Origin of the sequence: Neorhizobium sp. BT27B, from assembly GCF_050455485.1 — a bacterium.
Lineage (GTDB): Bacteria > Pseudomonadota > Alphaproteobacteria > Rhizobiales > Rhizobiaceae > Neorhizobium.
Genome location: NZ_JBCIYT010000001.1, coordinates 712,255 through 735,390 on the forward strand (window position 1 = coordinate 712,255; position 23,136 = coordinate 735,390).

A 23,136-nucleotide genomic window follows, 5' to 3' on the forward strand; every position below is an offset into this window, starting at 1 on the left:
ATCATCTTCTCCCCGGTGGGGAGAAGTGCCGGAGCGCCAGCGAGGCGATGAGGGGGCCGGGCACGGCATACATGCAAATGGCTACCCCCTCATCCGGCCCTTCGGGCCACCTTCTCCCCCTCGGGGAGAAGATCAAGAGGCACCCCTCACGGATACATCCGCACCTTCATCCAATCACCCTCGGGCGTTTCACGACGAAACTCCACGCGGTCGTGAAGCCGGAACGGGCGGTCGTGCCAGAATTCGATCGACACCGGCTTGATGCGGAAACCCGACCAGTGCGGCGGGCGCGGAATGTCGCCGAGCGCGTAACGGGCGGTGTATTCGGCCACCGATTTTTCCAGCGCGAACCGGCCTTCCAGCGGCCGCGACTGCTTTGATGCCCAGGCGCCGATGCGGCTGCCGCGCGGACGCGTTGCGTAATATTCGTCGGCTTCCTGATCGGTCACCACCTCGACTTCACCGCGCAGACGCACCTGCCGGCGCAGCGATTTCCAGTGGAAAACCATGGCCGCTTTCTGCTGGCCCAAAAGCTCGCGCCCCTTCTGGCTTTCGAAATTCGTGTAGAACACGAAACCGCGTTCGTCATAGTCCTTCAACAGAACCATGCGCACATTCGGCAGGCCATTTTCGTCCACGGTTGCAACCGCAACGGCGTTCGGATCGTTGATCTCGGAAGCCGTAGCGTCCTTCAACCAGGCGCCGAACAACGAAAATGGTTCATTTTCCTCGGTGAAGTCACCGGATGTTAACTCAACTTCTGTCATATTGACGAAAATGCTCCTGATCTATGAAGTGCATCCGAAACAGTTTCGAAGTGGACGCAAGTTGGCAGTGATAGCAAAGACAGTGGGCCGCACAAGCCAGACGCGCGCGTTTGCGGCCAAAGGTCTCGCCATTATCGCCGTTGTTGCGACGCTTTCGGGATGCACAAGCTCGCTCGATCTGTTCGGCGGCGACAAGGTCGACCGCATGTCGACCGGCACGATCCCGGTAAAAAGCAACCCCACCTCGACCTCCGACGAAGTGACCGTGCAGAATGCCGTGTCCTCCGCCGATCTTTCCAAGGTAACGACTTCGCCGCTGCCCTGGGCAAACACCACCACCGGCAGCGCCGGCGTGGTTTCTCATATCCGGGAAGCCCGCAACCAGGGCCATATCTGCCGCGACTTTACCACGACGCGCCATTCCTTTGAAGGCATTGCGCAATTTACCGGTCAGACCTGCCTGACAAATTCTGGCGACTGGATGCTGACATCCTTCGATCGCCAGTAAAAGCAATCCGTAAAATTACCTTCCCAAAACACAATAAACCCTGCCGGTAACCTTTTATAGCGGTTGCCGTTTACCTTGATTTTCAACCTCTCCTTAGAGGTTGTTCTGGTAGCGTCTTGTCATTACGCAGACGCTGGACCGGACATGAGGAACCGACGGCGCCCTGCAAGAGTTGTTTGATCTCGGGGGTCCAGAATGATCGCGGACCCGCCGCCCTAGAGTAACCGGTGGTGCACGATGCGCGATCCCTATTCTGTCCTCGGCGTGAAACGCACCGCGGACGCCGACGAAATCAAGGCTGCATGGCGGACGAAGGCGAAATCCGTCCATCCCGACCACAATCTCGATGATCCGAGCGCGACGGGCCGTTTTGCCGAAGTCGGCCAGGCCTATGACGTGCTGAAAGACCCGGACAAGCGCCGCCGTTACGACAGGGCTGCCGATATGCACCAGACAATCATGCAGCAGCGCGAATCCGCGCGGCAGGCGGAAGAACGCGCCAAGGCCGCACGTGCCAACGCCGAAAAGGTGATGGAAGAACTGGCGCGCGCCAATGCGCAGCGCGCTCAATCCCAGGCTCAAGCACAAGCGCAATCCCAGGCACAGGCACAAGCCAAGGCAAAAGCTCAGGCCCAGGCTCAGGCAAATGCCCAGAGGCAGGCGAACAGCGCGGCCGAACCTGCGGTGGAAGACGCCGAGGACATGGTCGAGCGCATTTTTGGCTCCGGCGACGAAGCCGCCGATGCCGCCCGCGACAAGGCGGCGGCTCAGGCCCGCGCTCAAGCCCAACAGCAGGCACAGCAACAGGCCCAACAACAGGCACAGGCGAAAGCCCAGGCAAAATCCGAGGCCAGGCCGGAGACGGCAGCAACAGATACAGGCGCACAGGCTGGCGACGACAGCGCTGCCAAGGCCGAGCCCGCACCAAAACCGCCCCTCCCCCTGCAGGCCGTCGAACTGGTGGCCTCGCTCATGCGCCGCTGGCGTGGCGTGCCCCCGGAAAAGGCACCGGACCTGACGGCGGAAGTCATCGTCACACTCGATGACCTGATGGCCGAGACCACGGTGCCGATGCATCTGGCCGACGAACGCGACGTCTGGCTGCCGCTGGAAGCCGGCATGACCGATGGCCATGTGGTGCGCATGAAGGGCCAGGGACTGAAAATGCCCTCCCCCATCGCCCGCGGCGATCTGGTCGTGACCGTGCGCGTTGCCCGCCACGAGCGTTTTCGCCTCGAAGGTTTTGATCTGCACACCGTTTTGCCGATTTCGCTGGAAGATGCGGTGCTCGGCACAGAGACGCAGGTCGAGACCCCCGGCGGAAAAGTGCCGGTCGCCATTCCCGCATGGTCGGGGTCTGATCGCAGCATCACGCTCGAGGGCCTTGGCATTGCCAATGGCGAAGGCGGGCGCGGCAATCTCGTTGTGGAACTGCGCGTCGTGCTGTGGGAAAAGCCCGACGAGAAGGTCACCGACCTGATGAAACACATGCGCCATGGGCTTTATGTGTGAAAGTTCTGCAACGGTATTCACCATTGCGCACCCTTTGTTACGGTCCCTAACATGAGATGATCTTTCACAAGCTTGAACGGCGGGGCGGCCTATGCCATAGGCAACCTTCTATTCAGGCGGGTGTCCGCCACTGCATTTCAGGGGACTATTCATGGCTCAGGCTACCGGCCTCATGGCAGGCAAACGCGGCGTCATCTTCGGCGTTGCCAACAACCGCTCGATCGCATGGGGCATTGCCAAGGCCATTCACGCACAGGGCGGCGAGATCGCTCTCACCTGGCAGGGCGATGCGCTGAAGAAGCGCGTCGAGCCGCTGGCCACCGAAATCGGCGCCTTCATGGCCGGCCACTGTGACGTGACCGACGAGGCCACGATCGACGAAGTTTTCGCCAATGTCGAAAAAGAATGGGGCAAGATCGACTTCATCGTTCACGCCATCGGCTTTTCCGACAAGGACGAACTGACCGGCCGTTACGTCGACACGTCTGCCGACAATTTTGCCAAGACGATGCAGATCTCGGTCTATTCCTTCACCTCGATCGCACGCCGCGCCGAAAAGCTGATGACCGATGGCGGCTCCATGCTGACCCTCACCTACTATGGTGCGGAAAAGGTGATGCCGAACTACAACGTCATGGGCGTTGCAAAGGCGGCTCTCGAAGCCAGCGTCAAATATCTGGCTGTCGACCTCGGCCCGAAGAACATCCGCGTCAACGCCATTTCGGCCGGCCCGATCAAGACGCTGGCCGCATCCGGCATCGGCGATTTCCGCTATATCCTCAAGTGGAACGAGTATAACGCGCCGCTGCGCCGCACCGTCACCATCGAGGAAGTGGGTGATGTCGGCCTTTACATGCTGTCCGACCTGTCGCGTTCGGTCACCGGCGAAGTGCATCACGCCGATAGCGGTTACCACACGATCGGAATGAAGGCGGTAGACGCACCGGATATTTCCGTTATCAAGGACTGACACTTTATAAAATAAAGGCATGCCGCATTGCTGATTTATGTCATTCGCCACGGCCAGACAGACTGGAACGCCGAGGGCCGGCTGCAAGGCCAGAAGGATATCGATCTCAATGATTTCGGTCGCAGCCAGGCGACCGCCAACGGCGAGGAACTCTGCGGCCTGATCGACGATCAGGTCGCCGAGTTCGACTTCGTGTCGAGCCCGATGGCGCGCACGCGCGAGACCATGGAACGCCTGCGCAAGGCGATGGGTCTCGACCCAAAACACTACCGCACCGACGAGCGCCTTCGCGAACTTTCCTTCGGAGACTGGGAAGGGTTTACGCTGAAGGAAGTGCGCCAGAGCGAGCCGGAAAAGCTCGCCGCCCGCAAGGCCGAAAAATGGGGTTTCATCCCGCCCGGCGTTGACGCGGAAAGTTATGAAATTCTCTCATGGCGGGTTGGCGCATGGCTGCAATCGGTGACGCAGCCGACCGTATGCGTATGCCACGGCGGCGTCATCCGCACACTCTTCCGCCTCGTCGGCAACATGCCGGAAGATGAGGCCGCGAGCATTCCGATCCCGCAGGACCGGATTCTTGTGATCAATCGGGATGAGAAGAAGATCGGCTGGATCTGAGGCCGGCTTGGGGTGAGCTGGGCGCTGTGTGACAGGTTTCGGCCCAAACCGATCATTGGCAAATTGAAGAACGTGGTAATAAGCTTTCAATCCGCTCCGTTGATCTCGATGATATTCGAGTCAGGATCACGAAGATAAAGCTGCGGGAAGCCAGCCAGACTTTTGCGGGAGACCATCAGGCATTTCGGATCATCTTCAGGTAAATCTTCTCGAAAGCCTAGCTCGTCAAGATGTTCGAGAATTGCACTGAAGTCATTGGTCCGAAATGCAAAATGCCCGTCGTTACGGTCGATGACGGAGCGTCGCCGGAAAGTACCTTCCCGATACTCCACGAGGTGGACTTGCAAGCCGCCACAGGCGAGCCACGCCCCAGCTACCGGAAAGTCGGGCCGAGGAATTTCTGAAAGACAAAACACATTGCAGTAGAACGGCAGCGATTTTTTTAGATCAGCCGTAATGATCGATACATGGTGCAGCGCAAGCAAAGGCATGTCAGTTCCCCCCAAACCTCCAGACAGTGACTTTTATAGATGAAACTGCGGGTTCACTCCATCGGATAAGAGCCATCTTCCTTGCCAAGCGTCGGTATGAGAACTCGGCGTATCGCTTTGCGCGGTCGTGGGGTCTTCGGGCTTTCGACGACAGCCTCTCGCCCAAAGCACAAATTCCACATTTACCTGCCAATAAGGTAAGCTGCAGTGACAAATGCCATGGCTCAAGGGATTACCAACTTGGAAAGGCAGTTCGAAATCCGGTTTGCATTGCCGTCGGATGCGAGCTCACTCGCTAAGTTCGCTGCCGAGCAATTCCGAACGACCTACAGCACCGACACGCCAGAATCCGACCTTGAGGCTTATATTTCTGAAAACTTCACTCCGGTAAAACAGTGCGAGGAAATCGAAAGTCATCGTAGTCGTGTGGTGCTCGCAATTTCTCGCGAGGACATTATAGGCTACTCACATGTCGAACTCGATGAAGGCGATACGCGTTCAGCGTTTCTAAACCGAATCTACGTCGATCCAGCATGGAAAGGTAAATCGGTGGGGTCGGCCCTTCTCGCCGAGGTCATTGCCAATGTCCGACAGCAGGGTAAGGACCGGATAAGTTTGACTGTTTACGAGAAAAACACCAGGGCAGTCGCGTTTTACAAGAAATCTGGATTTGACGTGATCGGAACGGATATTTTCCAAGTTGGTGATGATAAGCAGACCGATTTTGTAATGGAGAAACGTCTCGTCTGAAGCCTGGACTGACCCATTGTCAAGGCTCAGAGATGAAGCGAGGCAACGTCCGCTTCTGCCGCAGAGCGGACGACAGATTGAAATACATCATCGAATGCCCCTTCTCACCCCATAACGCCATCGTTGACCTCGAGGCCTGCAAACCCCATCTTCCCAAAATGCCCAAAGCCGCACAGACCGATATCGAACTGCTGAGAACATGGACGCTGTCGGCTGCCGCCACCTTGGGGTCGGCCGTTCGGGCAAAGGGCATCCTGCAGGAAATTCAGGCGAGGCTTCCAGCCACCTCGAAGAAGGCGCTGATTCTTGAAGGCAGCGACCTCACTCTTGTCATGCCCGCCAGCAACAAGGCCGCCTTTTCCGCAGCGGTCGCCACAGTTTCCAAGGTGTTGGAGGATGTGGAGAACCTGCCTGTCATCCCCCGCGAGATCGAGGATATCCTCACCATCAAGACGAGCGAGCGTCATCGATGGCTCGCGGACGGGCGTCTGCCCAGTGCCGGCACGCGAACCGTGCGGTTGAACGGCCGCGCACGCCAGATCACCTTTCATGTCTTCGACCCCAGAATAGTCGAGGATCTTCTCGACAGGGGTCTCATCGATCAATGGCGGGAAGAGGATGCCGAGGCGAAGGCGGAAAACAGACGGCGGGCGGCGTATCAGGCAAAACTGACGCGATCACTGAAAAAGACCAAAAAGGTTGCCAAACAGCCGAAACGAGATCCTGACGATCCCGCTGTGAAATTGCGCGGTTGGGAGGATTTCGATATCGACGGGCTTCTGCGGTAGAATAAACTCACCGGCCTCGACAATCGGTTGAGCAGCTCGTCCGGCTCAAAGGCCTTACTGCACGATTTCCAGATCATCCACCACGCGGTTGCCATCGACCACCGTGTAGAACACCACGACCTTCACGCCGGCCTTGAGGCCATCGAAGTTGAATTCCTCCGGCACGCGGTAGGATTTTCCGTCGTCCAGCGTCAGCATCAGCTTGTTCACATCCACCGTCTTGATGGTCGCTTCGACATCGACACTCTGCGCCCAACCGTTGATGGGAGAGAGGATGCTGGCCGTTGCCAGAAGTGCGGCGATGAGGATGCGCATTGTGTAAGCCCTAAGGGAGCGGTTCGGTGACTTCGACTGGTGCACAGATAGCCTCCTGATTGTGGCAGAATTTGCTCGGGATCGTGTCAATTCCGGTCTTATTCATGACCGGAAAATTAACTGTGATTCAAGGGTTTCGGGTAAATTTCCGACAAGCCCCCGCAGACATCGATCCACAACAAATTGCGACCGGCAATCAGGCTATATTCCTCAATCCTAGATTAACCTTGCGCGAATATGGTCAGGGCACGATCCGGGTAATGCGTAAGGGTAACTGGCTTGGTATTTGGAACTCCGTTTGGTCGCCGTTTCAGCGACAAACTGATGAGCAGGCGTGCGGCGCTGGCCGCCGCGCTGGCCATTACCGGTGCCGTCATCATTGTCGGCATTGCCGTCGACTACCGCAACACATCCTCCTTCCGGCAGGAATTGCGCAAGACCACCGAACGCGCCTCCACCCTGCTCGGCGTGCGCATGGCCTCACGCCTGAAGACCGATCTCGATACCGCCGACGATCTGGTGCATGCGTTCAGCCCCGATAGCGCCACAACAGACACCGCCTTCCAGTCGTTCGTGCAGCGCACGCTGGAAAAGAACCCGCATTTCGCCACCGTGGCGCTCGCGCCGGATTTCGAACTCGGCCATATTTTCACGCCCGGCGGAGAACCGCTCGCCGAAAACCCGATCCTGCGAGGCGCCGGCACCGCCGCACTGGCCGAAACCGTTCGCAGCAAACGTGGCATCCGTGAGCCGGTGGTGATCACCAGCGACAAAAGCCGGGCCATCGTGCTGGTGCTGCCGATCGAAAATGGCCCGCAGAAACAGGGCAACTGGGGCGCGCTGGTCGTGGCCATCGACAAGCTCTACCTGTTCCAGAGCGTCGGTATCTCGCTTCTGCCGCGCAAGCCCGATGCCGCGCCGATGATCGATCTCAGCTGGCTGAAGATCGCCATCAGCGATGCCGCGCATACGCCCGGCGCCAATTTCTTCGGCACCAGACTGGACGGCCCGGCCGCACACACCATTCCGGTCGCCGGTGGGCAGTGGCAATTGCAGGCCATGCCGAAGGCGGGCTGGGATGCCACACCTGACAACCAGACCAGTTTCCGCCTGCAGCTGCTGCTGGCCGGCCTTGCGATGATCATCCCGGTATTCATCGCCAGCCTGCTGATCGGCGAACGCAACCGCAATATCGCGGCACTGCGCCTGCGCGAGGAAACGCTGACCGAGCTGTCGCAGCGTTTCGCGCTCGCCATGGAAGCGTCCAATATGGGCGTGTGGGAACTGACCGAAAGCGATCTCTTCTGGGACAGCCGCGCCGCAGCATTACATGGCGGCCCCGCGACGGAGGGCGACAATCGCATGAGCGAATGGCTGGCCTCCATCCACCCGGAAGACAGGCCGGCCGCGGAAGCTTATTTCTTCGCCTGTGCCTGCGCCAACACACCCTCCTCCGTCATCTACCGCGTCACCGCCAGCGATGGCAGCCTGCGGTACCTGCGCTCCGCCGGTGCCAGCTATCGCAACCCGGATGGCAGCCAGCGGGTGGCCGGCATCGTCTGGGACGTGTCCGCCGACATGACGCTGAACCAGTCTCTGCGCAGCGCCAAGGAAGTCAGCGACATCAAGAATGCCGAGCTGGAACTGGCGCTGGACGAGCTTTACAGCCGCGAGCAGCAGCTGGAGGAACTGACCACCAAGCTGGGCATCGCGCTGGAAAGCTATCGCTGCGGCATCTGGGAATCGCTGCCCGACAGCAAGGTCGAGCACTGGGATGCCCGCCTGTCGCAGCTGCACGGCATTCCGCACACCGATGGCCATATCACCGCCGATCAGTGGATGGCGCTGATCCACCCGGAAGACCGCGAGGAAGCGCGCCGCATTTCCGCGCATTTCGGCCCCGGCAGCGAGGAACCGCTTGTCGTGCGCGTGCCGCAGCCGGATGGCAGCATCCGGTATGTGCGCTCCGTCGGAAAGATCCATGTCGGCCGCGATGGCCGCCGCAAGGTGGTGGGTCTGGCCTTCGACGTGACCGACGATGCCATCCTGACCGAACAGCTGCGCGCCGCCAAACAGGAGGCCGAGGCCCGCAATATCGAGTTGCAGATGGCCAAGAACCGCATCGAGCACAATTCGCTGCACGATCCGCTGACCATGCTTGCCAATCGCCGCAGCCTCGACATCGCCCTCGATGAGCTTTCCCGCGCCAGCGAAAGCGAACGCCAGAAACTGTCGATCCTGCATCTTGACCTCGACCGCTTCAAGCAGATCAACGACACGCTCGGCCATGCAGCCGGTGACGCCATGCTGGTGCACACCGCCCGCATCCTGCTGCGCAACGTCAATCCCGGCGATCTCGTTGCCCGTATCGGCGGCGATGAATTCGTCATTCTGGTCAAGGACGATTGCAGCACCACCCACACGGCCGCTCTTTCCAACCGCATCATCGCGGAAATTCGCCAGCCGGTGGATTTTGAAGGTTTCGCCTGCCGTTTCGGCGTCTCGATCGGCATTGCGCAAGCGACCGGCCGCAATATCGATGCGCGCCGCATGCTGGTGAATGCCGATATCGCGCTTTACCGCGCCAAGGCGCAGGGGCGAAACCGCTACGAGTTCTTCACGCAGAACCTGCAGGCCGAAATCATCAGCCACAAGCGCACCGCCGACGAAGTTCTGTCCGGTATCGAAAAGGACGAATTCGTCGCCTGGTACCAGCCGCAATTCGATGCCCGCACGATGAAGCTGACCGGTGCCGAAGCGCTGGTGCGCTGGAAACACCCGCAGCACGGCATTCTCGCGCCCGATCGGTTCCTCAAAATCGCCGACGAACTGAACGTGACGGCGACGCTCGACCAGATCGTGTTGCAGACCGTGCTCAAGGACAAGATGCGCTGGGCAGCACTCGGGCTCGACGTGCCGAAGGTTTCCGTCAACGTCTCGTCCAAACGTCTGCATGACGATGCGCTGATCGACACATTGAAGACGCTTGCCATCACCCCCGGTCAGATTTCCTTCGAACTGGTGGAATCCATCTTCCTCGATGAGAGCGAGGATGCGGCGACCTCCAATCTCGAACGCATCAAGGCTCTCGGCATCGATATCGAGATCGACGACTTTGGCACCGGCCATACGTCCATCGTCAGCCTTCTGAAGCTGAAACCGAAACGCCTGAAGATCGACCGCCAGCTTGTCATGCCGATCCTCAACTCGCCGCAGGAACGCACGCTGGTGCGCTCGATCATCGACATCGCCCATTCGCTCGGCGTGGAAACGGTGGCGGAAGGCGTGGAAAGCATGGCCCATGCCGCCATGCTGCGCGAACTGGGCTGCGACCTGTTGCAGGGTTATGCCTTTGCCCGGCCCCTGCCCTTCGACGCGTTCAACGAAGCGGCGGCGCGCGGCTGGAACCTTGTCGAAGCACGGCCAGCCAACGCGACGGCACAAAAGGCTTTCCCCTGAGAGCGTATTTTAATATGACAAACCCGCTTTAGGGCGGGAACGGATCCCGCTTATCGGCGGGGTCCCATGTCGCATAATTCCTTCGGTCATCTTTTCCGTGTCACCACCTGGGGCGAAAGCCATGGCCCGGCGCTCGGCTGCGTCGTTGACGGCTGCCCTCCCGGCCTGCGCTTCACGCTTGCCGACCTCCAGCAGTGGCTGGACAAGCGCAAGCCCGGCCAGTCGCGTTTCGTGACGCAGCGCCGCGAGGCCGACGAAGTGAAGGTGCTTTCGGGTGTGATGCTGGATGCGGATGGCGTCACGATGATCTCCACCGGCACGCCGATTTCCATGCTGATCGAAAACACCGACCAGCGCTCCAAGGATTACGGCGAGATCGCCCGCCAGTATCGCCCCGGCCATGCCGACTATACCTATGACACCAAATACGGCATTCGCGACTATCGCGGCGGCGGCCGTTCGTCTGCGCGCGAAACCGCTGCCCGCGTTGCCGCCGGCGGCATTGCCCGCCTCGTCGTGCCGGGTGTGACCGTGCGCGGCGCGCTGGTGCAGATCGGCAAACACAAGATCAATCGCGAAAACTGGGACTGGGCACAGGTGGACCAGAACCCGTTCTTCTGCCCGGACGAAGAAATGGTGCCGGTATGGGAAGAATACCTCGACGGTATCCGCAAGGCCGGTTCCTCGATCGGCGCTGTGGTCGAGGTGATCGCCGAAGGCGTGCCGGCCGGCCTTGGCGCGCCGATCTATGCCAAGCTCGATCAGGATATCGCGTCCCTGCTGATGTCGATCAACGCCGTCAAGGGCGTGGAAATCGGTGACGGTTTTGCCTCCGCCGAACTGACAGGCGAGGAAAATGCCGATCAGATGCGCATGGGCAATGACGGCGAGCCGATCTTCCTCTCCAACCATGCCGGCGGCATTTTGGGCGGCATTTCGACCGGCCAGCCGCTGGTGGCGCGTTTCGCCATCAAGCCGACCTCCTCGATCCTGACCGAACGCCAGTCGATCGATGCCGACGGCAAGAACGTGGACGTGCGCACCAAGGGTCGCCACGATCCTTGCGTGGGCATCCGCGCCGTGCCGATCGGCGAGGCCATGGTCGCCTGCGCCATCGCCGACCACTATTTGCGCGATCGCGGGCAGACGGGGCGGCTGGACTGAGCCTCCCCTCGGTTTTGAGGATTGCTGCATCGCTGGACATGATGGATCGTCGCTCATTGTTGGGCGGCGATTTTTCGTGTACGGATATTCAAGATGATCTTCGTTTGCGACGAAGTGAAAAGGCTGGCCAATCTGGACAAATACGGCCTCGATTTTGCGGACGTGATGTTTTTCGGTTGGGAAACGGCCGTTCTGGAGCCAAGCCATAGCGGCCGGGTCAAGGCCATCGGCTATTACCGCGATGGCACGGCTGTGGTAATCTACGCCGGACTGGGCAGTGAGGCCATTTCCATCATCAGTTTTCGTCCTGCAAGTCCGAAGGAAAGGAGACGCCTTCCATGACAGACAAACATCCGACATTGAAGGAATTCCAGCCGGGGCGCGGCTACACGAAAGAAGACTGGGATTCCGTCGACAGCCCGGAGCTGACCGACGAGGAACTGGCGCGCATGCGCCCCGCCCGCGAAGTCCTGCCGCCGGAGTTTTTTCGGTCGCTGGATGAGATGCGCAAGGGTCAGGCCAGGAAGAGCCGGGCGAAATAGCGCTCCCCCCTTAATCCGCAGGATTGCGGAGCATGCCGGCATGAGGAATCCTCGGGCGTTGCTGGGGGGCGATTTTTCGTGTACGAATAATGCGGATTGTTTGGGACGAGCGAAAGCGGATTGCGAATATCGAGAAACACGATCTCGATTTCGGTGATCTGTCCGAGGAATTCTTTCTGTCCGCCGTGACTGTTCCGGCTAAACTTGGTCGCCGGAAAGCGATCGGGCGCCTGGCGAACGGCGTGATCGCTGCAATTTTCGTGACCTTGGGGTCGGAGGGGCTGTCGGTGATTTCCATGCGCCCCGCCCGCCAAGACGAGAGGAGGCTTATCGAATGACCAACAAGCCCCAGAAGCAGAGTGAATTCCAGCCCGGACGCGGCTACACCAAGGAAGATTGGGATGAGGTCTCCGACAATCCGCCATGGACGGAAGAGGAGCTGAAAAACGCCCGTCCCTTCCGCGAAGTCTATCCTGAACTCGCCGCCAAGATGGAAAAGGACATCGCCGCTCGTGGCCGTCCACGCGTCGAGGCGCCCAAAGTGGCCGTCACGCTGCGGCTCGATCCCGATGTACTGGAAAAGTACAAGGCCAGTGGCAAGGATTGGCGCACGGTGATGGCCAAGGAATTGCGTAAGGCGGCCGGGCTGTAGGGGCACCGGCAAGTGTATCGGGATTGAAGCGGTGCGGCTTGCTTCTTCTCCCCGCGCGCGGGGAGATGTGCCGGAGCATCAGCGAGGCGATGAGGGGCAGCGGCAAACTCTGAGGATGAGATTTGCCCCTCATCCGCCTGCCGGCACCTTCTCCCCGTCAAGACAGGGAGAAGGATCTATGCCGCACCCTCGGCATTCCCCTATTCCCCCCGCCAGCCCTCCAGAAAACGCACACTCTCCACCCCGGCAAACCGCGCCATGCGCAGCAGCTCCGCCTCCAGCTTTTCCAGCCGTCCGGCTGACGCACGCACACCGGGTTCCAGCCACAGGCGTTTGACATCCAGCGTACCGGCCTTGCGATCCGCCTTCATGTCGATGCGGCCGATCATGCGGTCGCCTTCCATCAGCGGGAAGACGTAATAGCCGTAAATCCGCTTCGGCTCGGGCACAAAAATCTCGATGCGGTAGTTGAAGTTGAACAACCGCTCGGCACGATCACGATCCCGCAGCAGCGGATCGAAGGGGCTGAGCACGCGGATGCGGTTGGGCGGTTCGGGGATGTCTCCGAGATTTTCGGGAAAACCGGCAAAGGCATAGGACGGACGCGGGCGGCCGCCGTTTGCGGGGGTGACCAGAATTTCCACCAGCTCGTCGCGATGGGTTTCCACCCAGAGCCTGGCTTCCAGCGGCGTCACCAGTGCCCAGAAGGCAGCGATTTCACCGGATGTGGCAAAGCCCAGCCGGGTCAACGCGCTGCGACACGCCCAGTCCAAAAAAACCTCTTCCGTCACTTCCGGTTCGTGATGGTGCAGCGGCAGCACGCGCTCGGTGAGGTCGTAGATCTTTTGAAAATTGCGGCGGCCGGCGATCGAGAGCTTGCCGATATGCCAGTAATATTCGAGCGCCGTCTTGTTGGGGTGCCAGTTCCACCAGCCGCCCGATTTATGATCCTCGGCCTTCATGTCGCGGGACATGATCGCGCCGTTTTCGGCGATATGGCGAAAGGTGTCCTCGAAGGCGGAATCGTAGTTTTCGCCCTGCCATTTTTTCCAGCGTTCGGCCAGATGCGGCTCGCGGCGGCGAAAACGGTGTTTCCAGTAGCGGAAAAATTCCGATGGCAGGATGGAGGCGTCATGCGTCCAGTGCTCGAACAGCTCGCCATCCTTTTCCAGAAGCGCTGTTAGGTGGTCGCGCCGATAGGTCTGGTTGCGCGAAAACAGGATCATGTGGTGGGCGCGCTCGACGGTGGCGATACTGTCCACCTGCACGAAACCGATCGCCTGGATCAGCGCCAGCAGCCCCGCCTTGTCAAGTGCTCGGTTCGGCGCGGCGGACAGGCCCTGCCGCTCGAGGAAAATGCGCCGTGCCTGTTCGTTCGAGATCAGTATAGCCATGAGACAGAGACTAGGGCGGGAATTCGCCGGTTGCAATGTTCTTTTTTCGTTCCGCATTCCCCTCAATCTCTATCGGGTTTATAGAGCCAAGCGAAACTGAGGGACCGGCTTGGACATCCATTTCGAAGAGGCCAGCGTGCGCTATGACGGTCGCACCGCGCTTGAACCGCTGACTGTGCACTTAAGCGAACGGCGCATCGGCGTGATCGGGCTGAACGGTTCCGGCAAAACGACGTTTGCGCGGCTGATCAACGGGCTGGTGAAACCCTCTTCCGGCCGCGTTTCGGTCAACGGTTTCGATACGGTGAAGGATGCGGAAGCGGTGCGCAGCGAAGCCGGCTTCATCTTTCAGAACCCGCAGAACCAGATCATCCTGCCGATATTGAAGGAAGATATTGCTCTGGGCTTGAAGCGCCGCAAGCTTTCGGCAGCGCAGATCGATGCAGCGGTGAATGGCGTGCTGGCCCGTTTCGGCATTCCGCATTTGGCCGAGCGCCGCACCCACGAACTGTCCGGCGGCGAATTGCAGCTCTCCGCCTTTGCCTCTGTTCTGGTGACTGAGCCAAAGATCCTGATCCTCGACGAGCCGACCAACCAGCTGGATCTGAAAAACCGCAATCTGGTGGAACGCACCATGGCGGGCATGGACGAGAACCTGATCGTCATTTCCCATGATCTGGCGCTGGTCGAAGGTTTTGATCGCGTCCTGCTGTTTTCCGGCGGCCGCCTGATCGGCGATGGAGAACCTTCGCAGGTGATCGCGCAATACAGAACGCTGGCCGGCGCATGAACACGCTTTACCTCGACGGCCAAAGCCTGCTGCATCGGCTGCCGACCAGGGCCAAGCTTGGCGGACTGGCACTGTTCAGCTTGCTTCTGTTTGCCGTCAGCCATCCGGTGGTGCTCGGCTTTGCAGCCTTGGCAGCAGCCATTGCCTATAGCTCCACCGGCATAGGCTGGCGCGAAGGCGTTGCACGGCTGCGGCCCGCCTTCATCACCATTTTTGCCGTCACGCTGTTTGCGCTTCTGTTCCAGCCGCCCGTCGAAGCGCTGACCATCCTGTTCCGGCTGACCGCGCTGATGCTGGCGGCTGCCGCCATCACCGCCACCACCTCGATCGGCGCCTTCATCGACACGATCACCTGGGCGGCAAAACCGTTCGAGCGGATCGGGCTGGTGCGCGCCGCCGATATCGGGCTTTCGGTCGGCCTCGTCATCCGCTTCGTGCCGGAAGTGACATTGCGCTACCGCAGCATCCGTGATGCCCATCAGGCGCGTGGACTGAAGGTGCGACCGGTCACGCTGATCGTGCCGCTGCTGATCCAGACACTGAAGAACGCCGATGAAATTGCCGCCGCCATTGACGCGCGCGGCATTCGCTAGCAATTTGCCCCCACGATTTTAAGGGAATTCTAACTGCATGAGCACCAGAGACCTCGTTCTTGTCGCCCTTTTTGCCGCCATCATCGTGGCGCTGGGCCTGATCCCGCCTGTCAGCCTCGGCTTCATTCCGGTGCCGGTGCATGCGCAGTCGCTCGGCGTCATGTTGGCCGGCGTGGTGCTGGGCGCCAAGCGCGGCACACTGACGGTCGCGCTGTTCATGCTGCTGGCCGCCATTGGCCTGCCGGTGCTGTCCGGTGGTCGTGGTGGTCTCGGCGTGTTCATGGCGCCGCCTTCCGGTTACCTCTATGGTTATCTGGCGGCGGCGTTCGTTACCGGTTACATGTCCGAGCGTTTCGTCAACGCTCGCCAGACCGGCCTTGTGCAGGGCACATATTTCTTTGTCGCAGCGCTGGCTGGTGGTGTGTTCCTCTGCCACCTTCTGGGTGTCTTGTGGCTGGCGTTTGTCACCGGCCTTGGCCTGCCGGCTGCGTTCATGGGCACGCTGGCCTTTGTTCCGGGTGATGCGCTGAAGGCCCTGATCGCCGCCTTTGCCGGCCGCGCCGTGATGGTGGGGTATCCGCTTCTGCCGCAGCGGGCTTGATGGGTTGCCGGAACGATTTAGAGGGCGCGGCAGTCTCCAATTATCTTCTCCCTTGAGGGGGTCCGAAGGACGGGCGAGACCAGTGGCTCGCCCCGGCGGTGGCCCGAAGGGTCGGATGAGGGGGAGCGAAGCCACATCGCAAAGTCTTGCCGTGTCGCCCGCCTCATCGCCTCGCTTTCGCTCCGGCACTTCTCCCCGCTGGGGAGAAGATAGTCGTGGCATCCTTGCCAACCCATTGAATATGCCACCGCTTGCGAGGAGCATCCGAGCGGGTATTTTCCACCGCTTGAAAAGCATTCGACCTGCGCCATTTCGCGATTGCCCATCCGGGCGCCAAGGAGAACGAGGCCCGCCATGACCACGCGCCTTTACGAACACGAGATCTTTCTCGAGCACAACACGCCGCCCGGCCACCCGGAGCGCGCCGACCGGCTGCGCTCGCTGGCGATCGCGCTCGAGCATCCCAACTTCGCCGAACTGGACCGCAAGCCCGCCCCACAGGCGAATGAAGACGCGGTGCTGCTGGCCCACCCGGAAGAGCATCTCTTCTCCGTCATGCGGCAGGTGCCGGAGGAAGACGGCGCCATCCACCAGCTGGAAGCCGACACCTATCTCAGCCCCAAAAGTCTGCAGGCTGCACTCACCGGCATCGGCGGTGCGATGGCGGCGGTGGACGACGTGATGACGGGCAAGGTGGACAACGCCTTTGTCGCCGCCCGCCCGCCCGGCCACCATGCGGAAAAATCAAAGGCCATGGGGTTCTGCCTGTTCAACAACGTGGCGATCGCCGCCCGCCATGCGCAGCAGGTTTACGGTGTCGAACGCGTCGCCATCGTCGATTGGGACGTGCATCACGGCAACGGCACCCAGGACATCTTTTGGGACGATCCGTCCGTGTTGTTCTGCTCGACGCACCAGATGCCGCTTTACCCCTATACGGGCGCGCGCGACGAAACGGGCACCAAGAACAACATCGTCAACGCGCCTCTGGCCACCAATGATGGCAGCGACCATTTTCGCGATGCCTTCAAGAGCCGCGTGCTGCCGGCGCTCGAAAACTTTCGCCCGGACTTCGTTTTGATATCCGCCGGCTTCGATGCGCATCACCGCGATCCGCTGGCGCAGATCAACCTTGTCGGCGACGATTTCGACTGGGCGACCGGGCGGCTGATGGAAATCGCCGGCAAATATGCCGGCAACCGGGTCGTCAGCCTGCTGGAAGGTGGCTATGATCTGGAAGGCCTGGCCGAATCGGCGGGCCTGCATATCTGCAGATTGATGAGAGGCTGAGAATGTCGGAACAGGTCGAACTCAACGAAGTCAGCGCGTATTCGTTCGAGAAGGCTGTCGCCGAACTCGAAAGCATCGTTGCCCGGCTGGAACGCGGCGACGTGGCGCTGGACGAATCCATCGCCATTTACGAACGCGGCGAAGCGTTGAAGAAGCACTGCGAAAAGCTGCTGGCTGCCGCCGAAAACCGCATCGAAAAAATTCGCCTCGACCGCGCCGGCAAGCCGCAGGGTGTGGAGCCGCTGGACGGCGAATAACGGTCTTGTGACCTTTTACCTGACCCGCAAAAGGTCAGACCGCTCAAATGCCATCCATTATCTTGAACGGGTTTTCATCGCCTCCCCCTATCCATTCCCTTGAAAATTGATGGTTTTATGCGCCGGGGGCGTGGCAATTTCATGGGTCAGATACGTGCCTTGGCGGCGGCGGATATTCCGGCAGTGGCCCGGCTTTTTCAAAAAGCATTCAGGCGAACAGATGCCGCCCCTTCGGCTGCCTTTGTCGATTGCCTGCGCAATATTTATATCGATCATCCGCTCGTACATGAAAACCTGCCGAGCCTGGTGCATGAAAGCCGGAGCGGCATTTCCGGCTTTATCGGACGGCACCACCTGGCGATGGGCATCGGCCACAGGCAGGTCAGCGGTGCGCTGTTCGGCACGATCATGGCCGACAACCGCGCCGGACACTCGCTGATCGGCCCCAAACTGCTCAAAGCCGCACTGGCCGGACCACAGGACTTTTCCTTCGCCGACACGACCAGCGACATTTCCCGCACGCTCGGCCAGCGGCTGGGCTGCACGCCGCTTCCGACCCACAGCCTCAACTGGCTGCGCATCATCCGCCCGACACAGTGGCTGATGGATCAGGTGGCGCAGCGTTTCCGTCCACTCGGCCTTTTGGCGCCCGTTGCCGGCGCCGCCGACGACATGCTGCGCAAGCGCATTCGCCCCAACCGGCAGCGCTGGTTTGTGCATGGCGCCGGCAGCACGGCCAAGGGCGCGACCGCAGAGCATATCGATGCCGACAGGTTTGCCGCGCTTTTCACCGAACTTTCCGGCCGCTTTGCGCTGCGCCCGCGCTGGCACCTTCAGGATGTTGCCGCGCTTTCCCGGCAGGCTATCGAAAAGCAGCAGTTCGGTTCACCATTTTTCGGCGCGGTGACCGATCACCACGGAAAGCCGGTCGGCTGTTTTCTCTACCACCTGAAAAAGAGATCCACGGCGCGGGTGCTGCAGGTCGTGGCCGCTGCGGGCGCCGAGGGCGCCGTCATCGACGCGCTGATTGCGCATGCGGCGGACAATGGTGCGAGCGCCGTGATCGGCCGCACCGAAGCCTATCTGATGGAAGCCATGCTGGGCCGCCGCATCGGCTTCACCAATACCGCCTCCAGCATGATCCATAGCCGCGACCCCGAAATTCTTGGCGCCATCACACGTGGCGATGTGCTTTTGAACGGGCTGGTGGGCGAACAGTGGAGCCCGATGATCGGCAACCGGTTCGCGTGATATGAAGCGGTGCGCTTCGGGGAACAGTGTGTTGCGTGAGGTGGGACTGTTGGTGAACTAAGGTGCGCGCTAGGTTGTGTATATCATCAGATCAGAGCGATCGCTTTGGAGAAAGTCCCCCTCTGGCCTGCCGGCCATCTCCCCCACAAGGGGGGAGAAAACTTGTGGCAACCCGCTGTCTCAATCAAGCAGCAGCGGATCGGCTGGGTTAAGCCCCTCCCCCTTGTGGGGAGGGGTTTGGGGCGGGGCCTTTTTTCAGGCAACAGATCACAACAAGGAGACCGGCCCCATGTCCTTTTTCCCCGGCACCGATCCCGCCCCCGGCGATGCCTTTGCCTGTGATGCGATCGAGAACCTGATCATTCCGCGCTCCAGCGATATCGGCGGTTTTGCCGTGCGCCGCGCTCTGCCCACCCGCCAGCGCCGCCTTGTCGGGCCCTTCATCTTTTTCGACCGCATGGGACCGGCGGTTCTGCGCGCCGACGAAGCGCTCGATGTCAAGCCGCACCCGCATATCGGGCTTTCCACCGTCACCTATCTGTTCGATGGCGAAATCAAACACCGCGACAGCCTCGGCACCGAACTCGTCATCAAGCCCGGCGACATCAACCTGATGACGGCAGGGCGCGGCATCGTGCATTCCGAACGCACGCCCGAAAATCTGCGCGGCCACCCGCTCGCCATGTCCGGCCTGCAGACTTGGCTGGCGCTGCCGGACAACATGGAGGAAATCGATCCCGCCTTTGCCCACACGGCGCGGGAAATGATGCCGATCATCGACTGGCAGGGTGCTTCCGGACGCGTGGTGATCGGCGCGTTGGACGGGTTGTCTTCGCCAGTCCCGACCTTTTCCGATACGCTCTATGTCGACCTGACACTGGAGCCGGGCAGAAAATTCCCCTTCTCCGCCGCCCATGAAGAGCGGGCGATCTACATTCTCTCCGGCGAACTCGTCATTTCCGGCGACCGTTTTGCCGCCGACCAGCTGCTGGCCTTTCGCCCCGGCGACGAGATCACGCTGGAGGCAGGCGCGATGGGCTGTCACATCATGCTGTTCGGCGGTGCGGCGATGACATCGCGCCGCTACGTCTGGTGGAATTTTGTGTCCTCCTCCAAGGAGCGCATCGAACAGGCCAAGGAAGAGTGGCGTACCGGCCGTTTCGACATCGTACCGGGGGATGAGGACGAGTTTGTGCCTTTGCCGTGAGCGCGAATTCCGATAGAAGCTTCAGGCAATCGACTTGAAAAAGGCGAATGCCAGCGCATCTTTGCTGGATTGCACAACCGACAGACTGCGTGAAAGAAGGCCGGATTCCTTGACAGCAAAACCAGAGACACCCTTGCTCGACAAGATCAATCTGCCGGCCGACCTGCGCTCTGTCGAGGATCGCGACCTGCCGCAGGTGGCGCGCGAGTTGCGCGACGAGATGATCGATGCCGTGTCGAAGACCGGTGGTCATCTGGGCGCCGGCCTCGGCGTCGTGGAACTGACGATCGCCATCCACAAGGTGTTCAACACGCCCGACGACCGGCTGATCTTCGATGTCGGCCACCAGTGTTACCCGCACAAGATTTTGACCGGCCGCCGCGACCGCATCCGCACCCTGCGCCAGGAAGACGGGCTTTCCGGCTTTACCCGCCGGGCAGAGAGCGAATACGATCCGTTTGGCGCCGCCCATTCCTCCACCTCGATTTCCGCCGGCCTCGGCATGGCCGTCGCCTCCGAGCTGGCCGGCTCGAAGCGCAATGTCATCTCGATCATCGGCGATGGCTCGATGTCGGCAGGCATGGCCTATGAGGCGCTCAACAATGCCGGCGCGCTGGATGCCCGCCTGATCGTCATCCTCAACGACAACGACATGTCGATCGCGCCGCCGACCGGCGCGATGAGTGCCTATCTCGCCCGCCTCGCCTCCGGCCGCACCTATATGGGCATGCGCGAAGTGGGCAAGAAGCTGACCAGCTATCTCGGCAAATCGATCGACCGGGCGATTACCCGCGCCGTCGAACATGCACGCGGTTACGTGACCGGCGGCACCATGTTCGAGGAACTCGGTTTCTACCATATCGGCCCGATCGACGGCCATTCCTTCGAACACCTGCTGCCGGTGCTGCGCAATGTGCGCGACAACGCGCACGGCCCGGTGCTGATCCATGTGGTGACGCAGAAGGGCAAGGGTTATCCGCCGGCAGAAGCGGCCGCCGACAAATATCACGGTGTAGCCAAATTCGACGTCATCACCGGCGCGCAGGCCAAGGCCAAGCCGAATGCGCCGAGCTATACGAGCGTGTTCGGTGAAGCGCTGGTTCAGGAAGCCGGTTTCGACGACAAGATTGTCGGCATCACCGCCGCCATGCCTGACGGCACGGGGCTGGGCAAGATGCTGGAAGCTTATCCCACCCGCACATTCGATGTCGGCATTGCCGAACAGCATGCGGTGACGTTCGCGGCCGGTCTTGCCACGGAAGGGTTCAAGCCTTTCTGCGCGATCTATTCGACCTTCCTGCAGCGCGGTTACGACCAGGTCGTGCATGACGTGGCGATCCAGGGACTGCCGGTGCGTTTCCCGATCGACCGCGCCGGTTTTGTCGGTGCCGATGGGCCGACCCATGCCGGTTCGTTCGACACGACATTCCTTGCCACTCTGCCGGGCATGGTGGTGATGGCCGCTTCCGACGAGGCGGAACTGAAGCACATGGTGCGCACCGCCGCCGCCTATGACGACGGCCCGATTTCCTTCCGTTACCCGCGCGGCGAAGGCGTGGGCGTGGAAATGCCGGCACGCGGCGAAATCCTGCAGATCGGCAAGGGCCGCATCGTCAAGGAAGGTGCGAAAGTCGCCCTCCTCTCCTTCGGAACGCGTCTGAAAGACTGTCTGCTGGCGGCAGAAGACCTCGATGCGAGCGGCCTTTCGACGACGGTTGCCGACGCCCGTTTCGCAAAGCCTCTGGACCACGACCTGATCCGCCAGCTGGCCCGCCACCACGAGGTGCTGATCACCATCGAGGAAGGCGCCGTCGGCGGTTTCGGCAGCCATGTGCTGCAGTTCCTCTCCGGCGAAGGCCTGCTCGACAACGGCCTGAAAATCCGCTCGCTGGTTCTGCCGGACATCTGGATGGAACAGGCAAGCCCGGATGCGATGTATGCCAAGGCGGGACTGGACCGTGCGGGGATCGTCGGCACGGTGTTTCGGGCGCTGGGCAAGACGGTTGTGGGGGTTGGCGCTGCGGGGTGAGGTTTACCTCACTCCCCCGCCACCAAAAACAGCACATCCATCTTCCGCTCCGGCTATCTCGGCAAAAAATACCCAATCACCCTGCGCGGGTTCACCACGGCGATCTGGGTGTGGGTCTTGCGGAAAAAGCCGCCACCGGGATAAGCCGGTTCACCTTCAGTAAACAGGCCGCGCACCGTGTCGAAACGCTCGACAGGTGAGGACGTGCCCATCCTTTCGATCTGCATATCGACCACCGCATGAAGGTGCCGGATGACCGCGCAATCGAGAAAACGCAACAACTTGTCCTTGTTCCTGTCGATGCCGATATCCTGGTTTTCGGGAATGGGCAGACCGGCCATTGTCTGAGTTTCACAGAAAGTCTCATAGGCAACCCGCAGGATGTCGAGATTTTCTCTCATCAGCAGATCGAGGCAATTGCCGAGATCGATCACTGCACCGAGCACGAATGCCTCGCGGTATCGACCACGCGCAACCTTCCACTCGGCCCATTCCCGCGCGCGTTTGGGATCGTTTTCCCAGAAATAGATACCTGGGCCGAGCCAGTCGAAATCCTCGGTGCTTGGATGAAGCTCGTCATCACCTCGCAAAACCCGCATCCCGACCTCTCTATCACAACCGTGATAGCCAAGGACGAAAGAGGTCGCCAGCCGGGTCAATCAGGTCAGCGAAGGTTGAGCGCCCTCGGCGGTCTTGCCGCCGAATTCAGGCGCCAGTTCGCCATCCTGCGTATAGATGCCTTCATCGATCAACGATTGGCGAGCGGTTTCGCGATCCACGGCGCTGCGGCGCGCATGATCGCGCAGAAGCAGCTTCAACGCCTCTCTCTGCTTGTCGGTCATGACGCTTTCTCCTTGGACAGGTCGGGACGATATCCCGCTCTTCATAAATACATTGCGACCCGCACAAGTTCAACAGACCGTTGGAATGCAGAACGTGGTTCGCGCTCTTGGCCATTGCCCCGCGCAGCACGCTCCCACCATTGCCCCCTCTCCTCCGTCATTCCTGTGCTTGTCACAGGAATCCAGCGACCGTGCGTCCGCACGGTCAGAGGACTCTTTCGCCGCGCAGACTCGCGTCGGCTGGATCCCGGCTCAGGGCCGGGATGACGGAAGTGGGGGTGCATGCTCACCCCGCTCAACACCCCCAAACACAAAAAAGGGCGGAACCCACCGGCCCCGCCCTCTC

General features: G+C 60.7%; 25 protein-coding genes and 1 pseudogene. 20 read left to right on the forward strand and 6 right to left on the reverse strand.

Annotation, left to right across the window (positions count from 1 at the left end; translation table 11 throughout):
- Positions 1-146 precede the first annotated feature (146 nt).
- The gene (gene pdxH / locus AAIH70_RS03775) at positions 147-767 is read right to left on the reverse strand and encodes a pyridoxamine 5'-phosphate oxidase (protein WP_132272903.1); all 621 of its coding nucleotides are present in this window, start codon (positions 765-767) and stop codon (positions 147-149) included.
- A 61-nt stretch (positions 768-828) separates the two neighbouring features.
- Between pdxH and AAIH70_RS03780 the strand changes: the two genes are divergently transcribed.
- The 4 genes from AAIH70_RS03780 (at position 829) to AAIH70_RS03795 (ending at position 4,375) form a co-directional block, all read left to right on the forward strand.
- Complete coding sequence (locus AAIH70_RS03780) at positions 829-1,275, forward strand: RT0821/Lpp0805 family surface protein (RefSeq protein WP_245519098.1); 447 nt, start codon at positions 829-831, stop codon at positions 1,273-1,275.
- A 237-nt stretch (positions 1,276-1,512) separates the two neighbouring features.
- Positions 1,513-2,787, forward strand: coding sequence for a DnaJ C-terminal domain-containing protein (locus AAIH70_RS03785; protein ID WP_132272901.1), 1,275 nt, complete (start codon positions 1,513-1,515; stop codon positions 2,785-2,787).
- 151 nt (positions 2,788-2,938) lie between these two features.
- The gene (gene fabI / locus AAIH70_RS03790; protein ID WP_132272900.1) at positions 2,939-3,757 is read left to right on the forward strand and encodes an enoyl-ACP reductase FabI; all 819 of its coding nucleotides are present in this window, start codon (positions 2,939-2,941) and stop codon (positions 3,755-3,757) included.
- A 27-nt stretch (positions 3,758-3,784) separates the two neighbouring features.
- On the forward strand, positions 3,785-4,375 hold the full coding sequence (locus AAIH70_RS03795) for a histidine phosphatase family protein (protein ID WP_132272899.1): 591 nt from the start codon (positions 3,785-3,787) through the stop codon (positions 4,373-4,375).
- Positions 4,376-4,461: 86 nt separating this feature from the next.
- Here the strand turns inward: AAIH70_RS03795 and AAIH70_RS03800 are convergent, their stop codons facing one another.
- Entirely contained in the window at positions 4,462-4,866 is a 405-nt protein-coding gene (locus AAIH70_RS03800) for a VOC family protein (protein WP_132272898.1), read from the reverse strand.
- A gap of 207 nt (positions 4,867-5,073) precedes the next feature.
- On the opposite strand from AAIH70_RS03800, the gene AAIH70_RS03805 reads away from it, so the two are divergent.
- Together AAIH70_RS03805 and AAIH70_RS03810 are read left to right on the forward strand one after the other, a co-directional pair.
- Positions 5,074-5,616: a GNAT family N-acetyltransferase gene (locus AAIH70_RS03805; RefSeq protein WP_132272897.1), complete on the forward strand. Its 543-nt coding sequence runs from the start codon at positions 5,074-5,076 to the stop codon at positions 5,614-5,616.
- 158 nt (positions 5,617-5,774) lie between these two features.
- Positions 5,775-6,404 carry a hypothetical protein gene (locus AAIH70_RS03810; protein WP_132273682.1) on the forward strand — a complete coding sequence of 210 codons (630 nt, stop codon included), beginning with the start codon at positions 5,775-5,777 and terminating at the stop codon, positions 6,402-6,404.
- Between the two features lie 54 nt (positions 6,405-6,458).
- Here AAIH70_RS03810 and AAIH70_RS03815 read toward each other — a convergent pair whose 3' ends face one another.
- The gene (locus AAIH70_RS03815; protein WP_132272896.1) at positions 6,459-6,719 is read right to left on the reverse strand and encodes a DUF1344 domain-containing protein; all 261 of its coding nucleotides are present in this window, start codon (positions 6,717-6,719) and stop codon (positions 6,459-6,461) included.
- Positions 6,720-7,043: 324 nt separating this feature from the next.
- Between AAIH70_RS03815 and AAIH70_RS03820 the strand changes: the two genes are divergently transcribed.
- The 6 genes and pseudogenes from AAIH70_RS03820 to AAIH70_RS03845 all read left to right on the forward strand — a co-directional run bounded on the left by AAIH70_RS03820 (position 7,044) and on the right by AAIH70_RS03845 (position 12,536).
- Positions 7,044-10,178, forward strand: coding sequence for an EAL domain-containing protein (locus tag AAIH70_RS03820; RefSeq protein WP_430033169.1), 3,135 nt, complete (start codon positions 7,044-7,046; stop codon positions 10,176-10,178).
- Positions 10,179-10,244: 66 nt separating this feature from the next.
- Entirely contained in the window at positions 10,245-11,342 is a 1,098-nt protein-coding gene (aroC, locus tag AAIH70_RS03825) for a chorismate synthase (protein WP_132272894.1), read from the forward strand.
- Positions 11,343-11,435: 93 nt separating this feature from the next.
- Entirely contained in the window at positions 11,436-11,684 is a 249-nt protein-coding gene (locus AAIH70_RS03830) for a BrnT family toxin (RefSeq protein WP_132272893.1), read from the forward strand.
- Positions 11,681-11,872 (forward strand): annotated as a pseudogene (locus tag AAIH70_RS03835) (BrnA antitoxin family protein); the annotation flags it as partial. The gene AAIH70_RS03830 and the pseudogene AAIH70_RS03835, both read left to right, overlap by 4 nt.
- Positions 11,873-11,973: 101 nt before the next feature.
- Positions 11,974-12,222, forward strand: a complete 249-nt coding sequence (locus AAIH70_RS03840) for a BrnT family toxin (protein ID WP_132272891.1) — start codon at positions 11,974-11,976, stop codon at positions 12,220-12,222.
- Positions 12,219-12,536 (forward strand): BrnA antitoxin family protein, encoded by a 318-nt coding sequence (locus AAIH70_RS03845; protein ID WP_132272890.1) that lies wholly within the window; start codon positions 12,219-12,221, stop codon positions 12,534-12,536. The genes AAIH70_RS03840 and AAIH70_RS03845 overlap by 4 nt, the downstream gene beginning before the upstream one ends.
- A gap of 200 nt (positions 12,537-12,736) precedes the next feature.
- Here the strand turns inward: AAIH70_RS03845 and AAIH70_RS03850 are convergent, their stop codons facing one another.
- Positions 12,737-13,930 (reverse strand): winged helix-turn-helix domain-containing protein, encoded by a 1,194-nt coding sequence (locus AAIH70_RS03850; protein ID WP_132272889.1) that lies wholly within the window; start codon positions 13,928-13,930, stop codon positions 12,737-12,739.
- 109 nt (positions 13,931-14,039) lie between these two features.
- Between AAIH70_RS03850 and AAIH70_RS03855 the strand changes: the two genes are divergently transcribed.
- The 8 genes from AAIH70_RS03855 (at position 14,040) to dxs (ending at position 21,948) form a co-directional block, all read left to right on the forward strand.
- The gene (locus AAIH70_RS03855; protein WP_132272888.1) at positions 14,040-14,720 is read left to right on the forward strand and encodes an energy-coupling factor ABC transporter ATP-binding protein; all 681 of its coding nucleotides are present in this window, start codon (positions 14,040-14,042) and stop codon (positions 14,718-14,720) included.
- A complete protein-coding gene (locus tag AAIH70_RS03860) occupies positions 14,717-15,313 on the forward strand; it encodes a CbiQ family ECF transporter T component (RefSeq protein WP_132272887.1) in 597 nt (198 codons plus the stop codon). Before AAIH70_RS03855 ends, AAIH70_RS03860 begins: the two co-directional genes overlap by 4 nt.
- Positions 15,314-15,350: 37 nt before the next feature.
- Positions 15,351-15,914, forward strand: a complete 564-nt coding sequence (locus AAIH70_RS03865; protein WP_132272886.1) for a biotin transporter BioY — start codon at positions 15,351-15,353, stop codon at positions 15,912-15,914.
- Positions 15,915-16,268: 354 nt separating this feature from the next.
- Positions 16,269-17,204 (forward strand): histone deacetylase family protein, encoded by a 936-nt coding sequence (locus tag AAIH70_RS03870; protein WP_132272885.1) that lies wholly within the window; start codon positions 16,269-16,271, stop codon positions 17,202-17,204.
- 2 nt (positions 17,205-17,206) lie between these two features.
- A complete protein-coding gene (locus AAIH70_RS03875; RefSeq protein ID WP_132272884.1) occupies positions 17,207-17,461 on the forward strand; it encodes an exodeoxyribonuclease VII small subunit in 255 nt (84 codons plus the stop codon).
- A gap of 141 nt (positions 17,462-17,602) precedes the next feature.
- The gene (locus AAIH70_RS03880; protein WP_132272883.1) at positions 17,603-18,712 is read left to right on the forward strand and encodes a hypothetical protein; all 1,110 of its coding nucleotides are present in this window, start codon (positions 17,603-17,605) and stop codon (positions 18,710-18,712) included.
- Between the two features lie 289 nt (positions 18,713-19,001).
- Positions 19,002-19,919, forward strand: a complete 918-nt coding sequence (locus tag AAIH70_RS03885; protein WP_132272882.1) for a pirin family protein — start codon at positions 19,002-19,004, stop codon at positions 19,917-19,919.
- A gap of 109 nt (positions 19,920-20,028) precedes the next feature.
- Entirely contained in the window at positions 20,029-21,948 is a 1,920-nt protein-coding gene (gene dxs, locus AAIH70_RS03890) for a 1-deoxy-D-xylulose-5-phosphate synthase (protein ID WP_132272881.1), read from the forward strand.
- A 53-nt stretch (positions 21,949-22,001) separates the two neighbouring features.
- Here the strand turns inward: dxs and AAIH70_RS03895 are convergent, their stop codons facing one another.
- Positions 22,002-22,547 carry a hypothetical protein gene (locus tag AAIH70_RS03895; protein WP_207908238.1) on the reverse strand — a complete coding sequence of 182 codons (546 nt, stop codon included), beginning with the start codon at positions 22,545-22,547 and terminating at the stop codon, positions 22,002-22,004.
- 60 nt (positions 22,548-22,607) lie between these two features.
- A complete protein-coding gene (locus tag AAIH70_RS03900) occupies positions 22,608-22,790 on the reverse strand; it encodes a hypothetical protein (RefSeq protein ID WP_132272879.1) in 183 nt (60 codons plus the stop codon).
- Positions 22,791-23,136 lie beyond the last annotated feature (346 nt).

What these genes read in the sequence shown, in the direction of transcription:
- AAIH70_RS03900 (WP_132272879.1), bottom strand. Translation starts at nt 22,790, where the DNA reads ATGACCGACAAGCAGAGAGAGGCGTTGAAGCTGCTTCTGCGCGATCAT.
- AAIH70_RS03860 (WP_132272887.1), top strand. Translation starts at nt 14,717, where the DNA reads ATGAACACGCTTTACCTCGACGGCCAAAGCCTGCTGCATCGGCTGCCG.
- AAIH70_RS03875 (WP_132272884.1), top strand. Translation starts at nt 17,207, where the DNA reads ATGTCGGAACAGGTCGAACTCAACGAAGTCAGCGCGTATTCGTTCGAG.
- AAIH70_RS03870 (WP_132272885.1), top strand. Translation starts at nt 16,269, where the DNA reads ATGACCACGCGCCTTTACGAACACGAGATCTTTCTCGAGCACAACACG.
- aroC (WP_132272894.1), top strand. Translation starts at nt 10,245, where the DNA reads ATGTCGCATAATTCCTTCGGTCATCTTTTCCGTGTCACCACCTGGGGC.
- AAIH70_RS03850 (WP_132272889.1), bottom strand. Translation starts at nt 13,930, where the DNA reads ATGGCTATACTGATCTCGAACGAACAGGCACGGCGCATTTTCCTCGAG.
- fabI (WP_132272900.1), top strand. Translation starts at nt 2,939, where the DNA reads ATGGCTCAGGCTACCGGCCTCATGGCAGGCAAACGCGGCGTCATCTTC.
- AAIH70_RS03885 (WP_132272882.1), top strand. Translation starts at nt 19,002, where the DNA reads ATGTCCTTTTTCCCCGGCACCGATCCCGCCCCCGGCGATGCCTTTGCC.
- pdxH (WP_132272903.1), bottom strand. Translation starts at nt 767, where the DNA reads ATGACAGAAGTTGAGTTAACATCCGGTGACTTCACCGAGGAAAATGAA.
- AAIH70_RS03865 (WP_132272886.1), top strand. Translation starts at nt 15,351, where the DNA reads ATGAGCACCAGAGACCTCGTTCTTGTCGCCCTTTTTGCCGCCATCATC.
- AAIH70_RS03820 (WP_430033169.1), top strand. Translation starts at nt 7,044, where the DNA reads ATGAGCAGGCGTGCGGCGCTGGCCGCCGCGCTGGCCATTACCGGTGCC.
- AAIH70_RS03895 (WP_207908238.1), bottom strand. Translation starts at nt 22,547, where the DNA reads ATGCGGGTTTTGCGAGGTGATGACGAGCTTCATCCAAGCACCGAGGAT.
- AAIH70_RS03800 (WP_132272898.1), bottom strand. Translation starts at nt 4,866, where the DNA reads ATGCCTTTGCTTGCGCTGCACCATGTATCGATCATTACGGCTGATCTA.
- AAIH70_RS03830 (WP_132272893.1), top strand. Translation starts at nt 11,436, where the DNA reads ATGATCTTCGTTTGCGACGAAGTGAAAAGGCTGGCCAATCTGGACAAA.
- AAIH70_RS03815 (WP_132272896.1), bottom strand. Translation starts at nt 6,719, where the DNA reads ATGCGCATCCTCATCGCCGCACTTCTGGCAACGGCCAGCATCCTCTCT.
- AAIH70_RS03785 (WP_132272901.1), top strand. Translation starts at nt 1,513, where the DNA reads ATGCGCGATCCCTATTCTGTCCTCGGCGTGAAACGCACCGCGGACGCC.
- AAIH70_RS03840 (WP_132272891.1), top strand. Translation starts at nt 11,974, where the DNA reads ATGCGGATTGTTTGGGACGAGCGAAAGCGGATTGCGAATATCGAGAAA.
- AAIH70_RS03845 (WP_132272890.1), top strand. Translation starts at nt 12,219, where the DNA reads ATGACCAACAAGCCCCAGAAGCAGAGTGAATTCCAGCCCGGACGCGGC.
- AAIH70_RS03880 (WP_132272883.1), top strand. Translation starts at nt 17,603, where the DNA reads ATGGGTCAGATACGTGCCTTGGCGGCGGCGGATATTCCGGCAGTGGCC.
- AAIH70_RS03810 (WP_132273682.1), top strand. Translation starts at nt 5,775, where the DNA reads ATGCCCAAAGCCGCACAGACCGATATCGAACTGCTGAGAACATGGACG.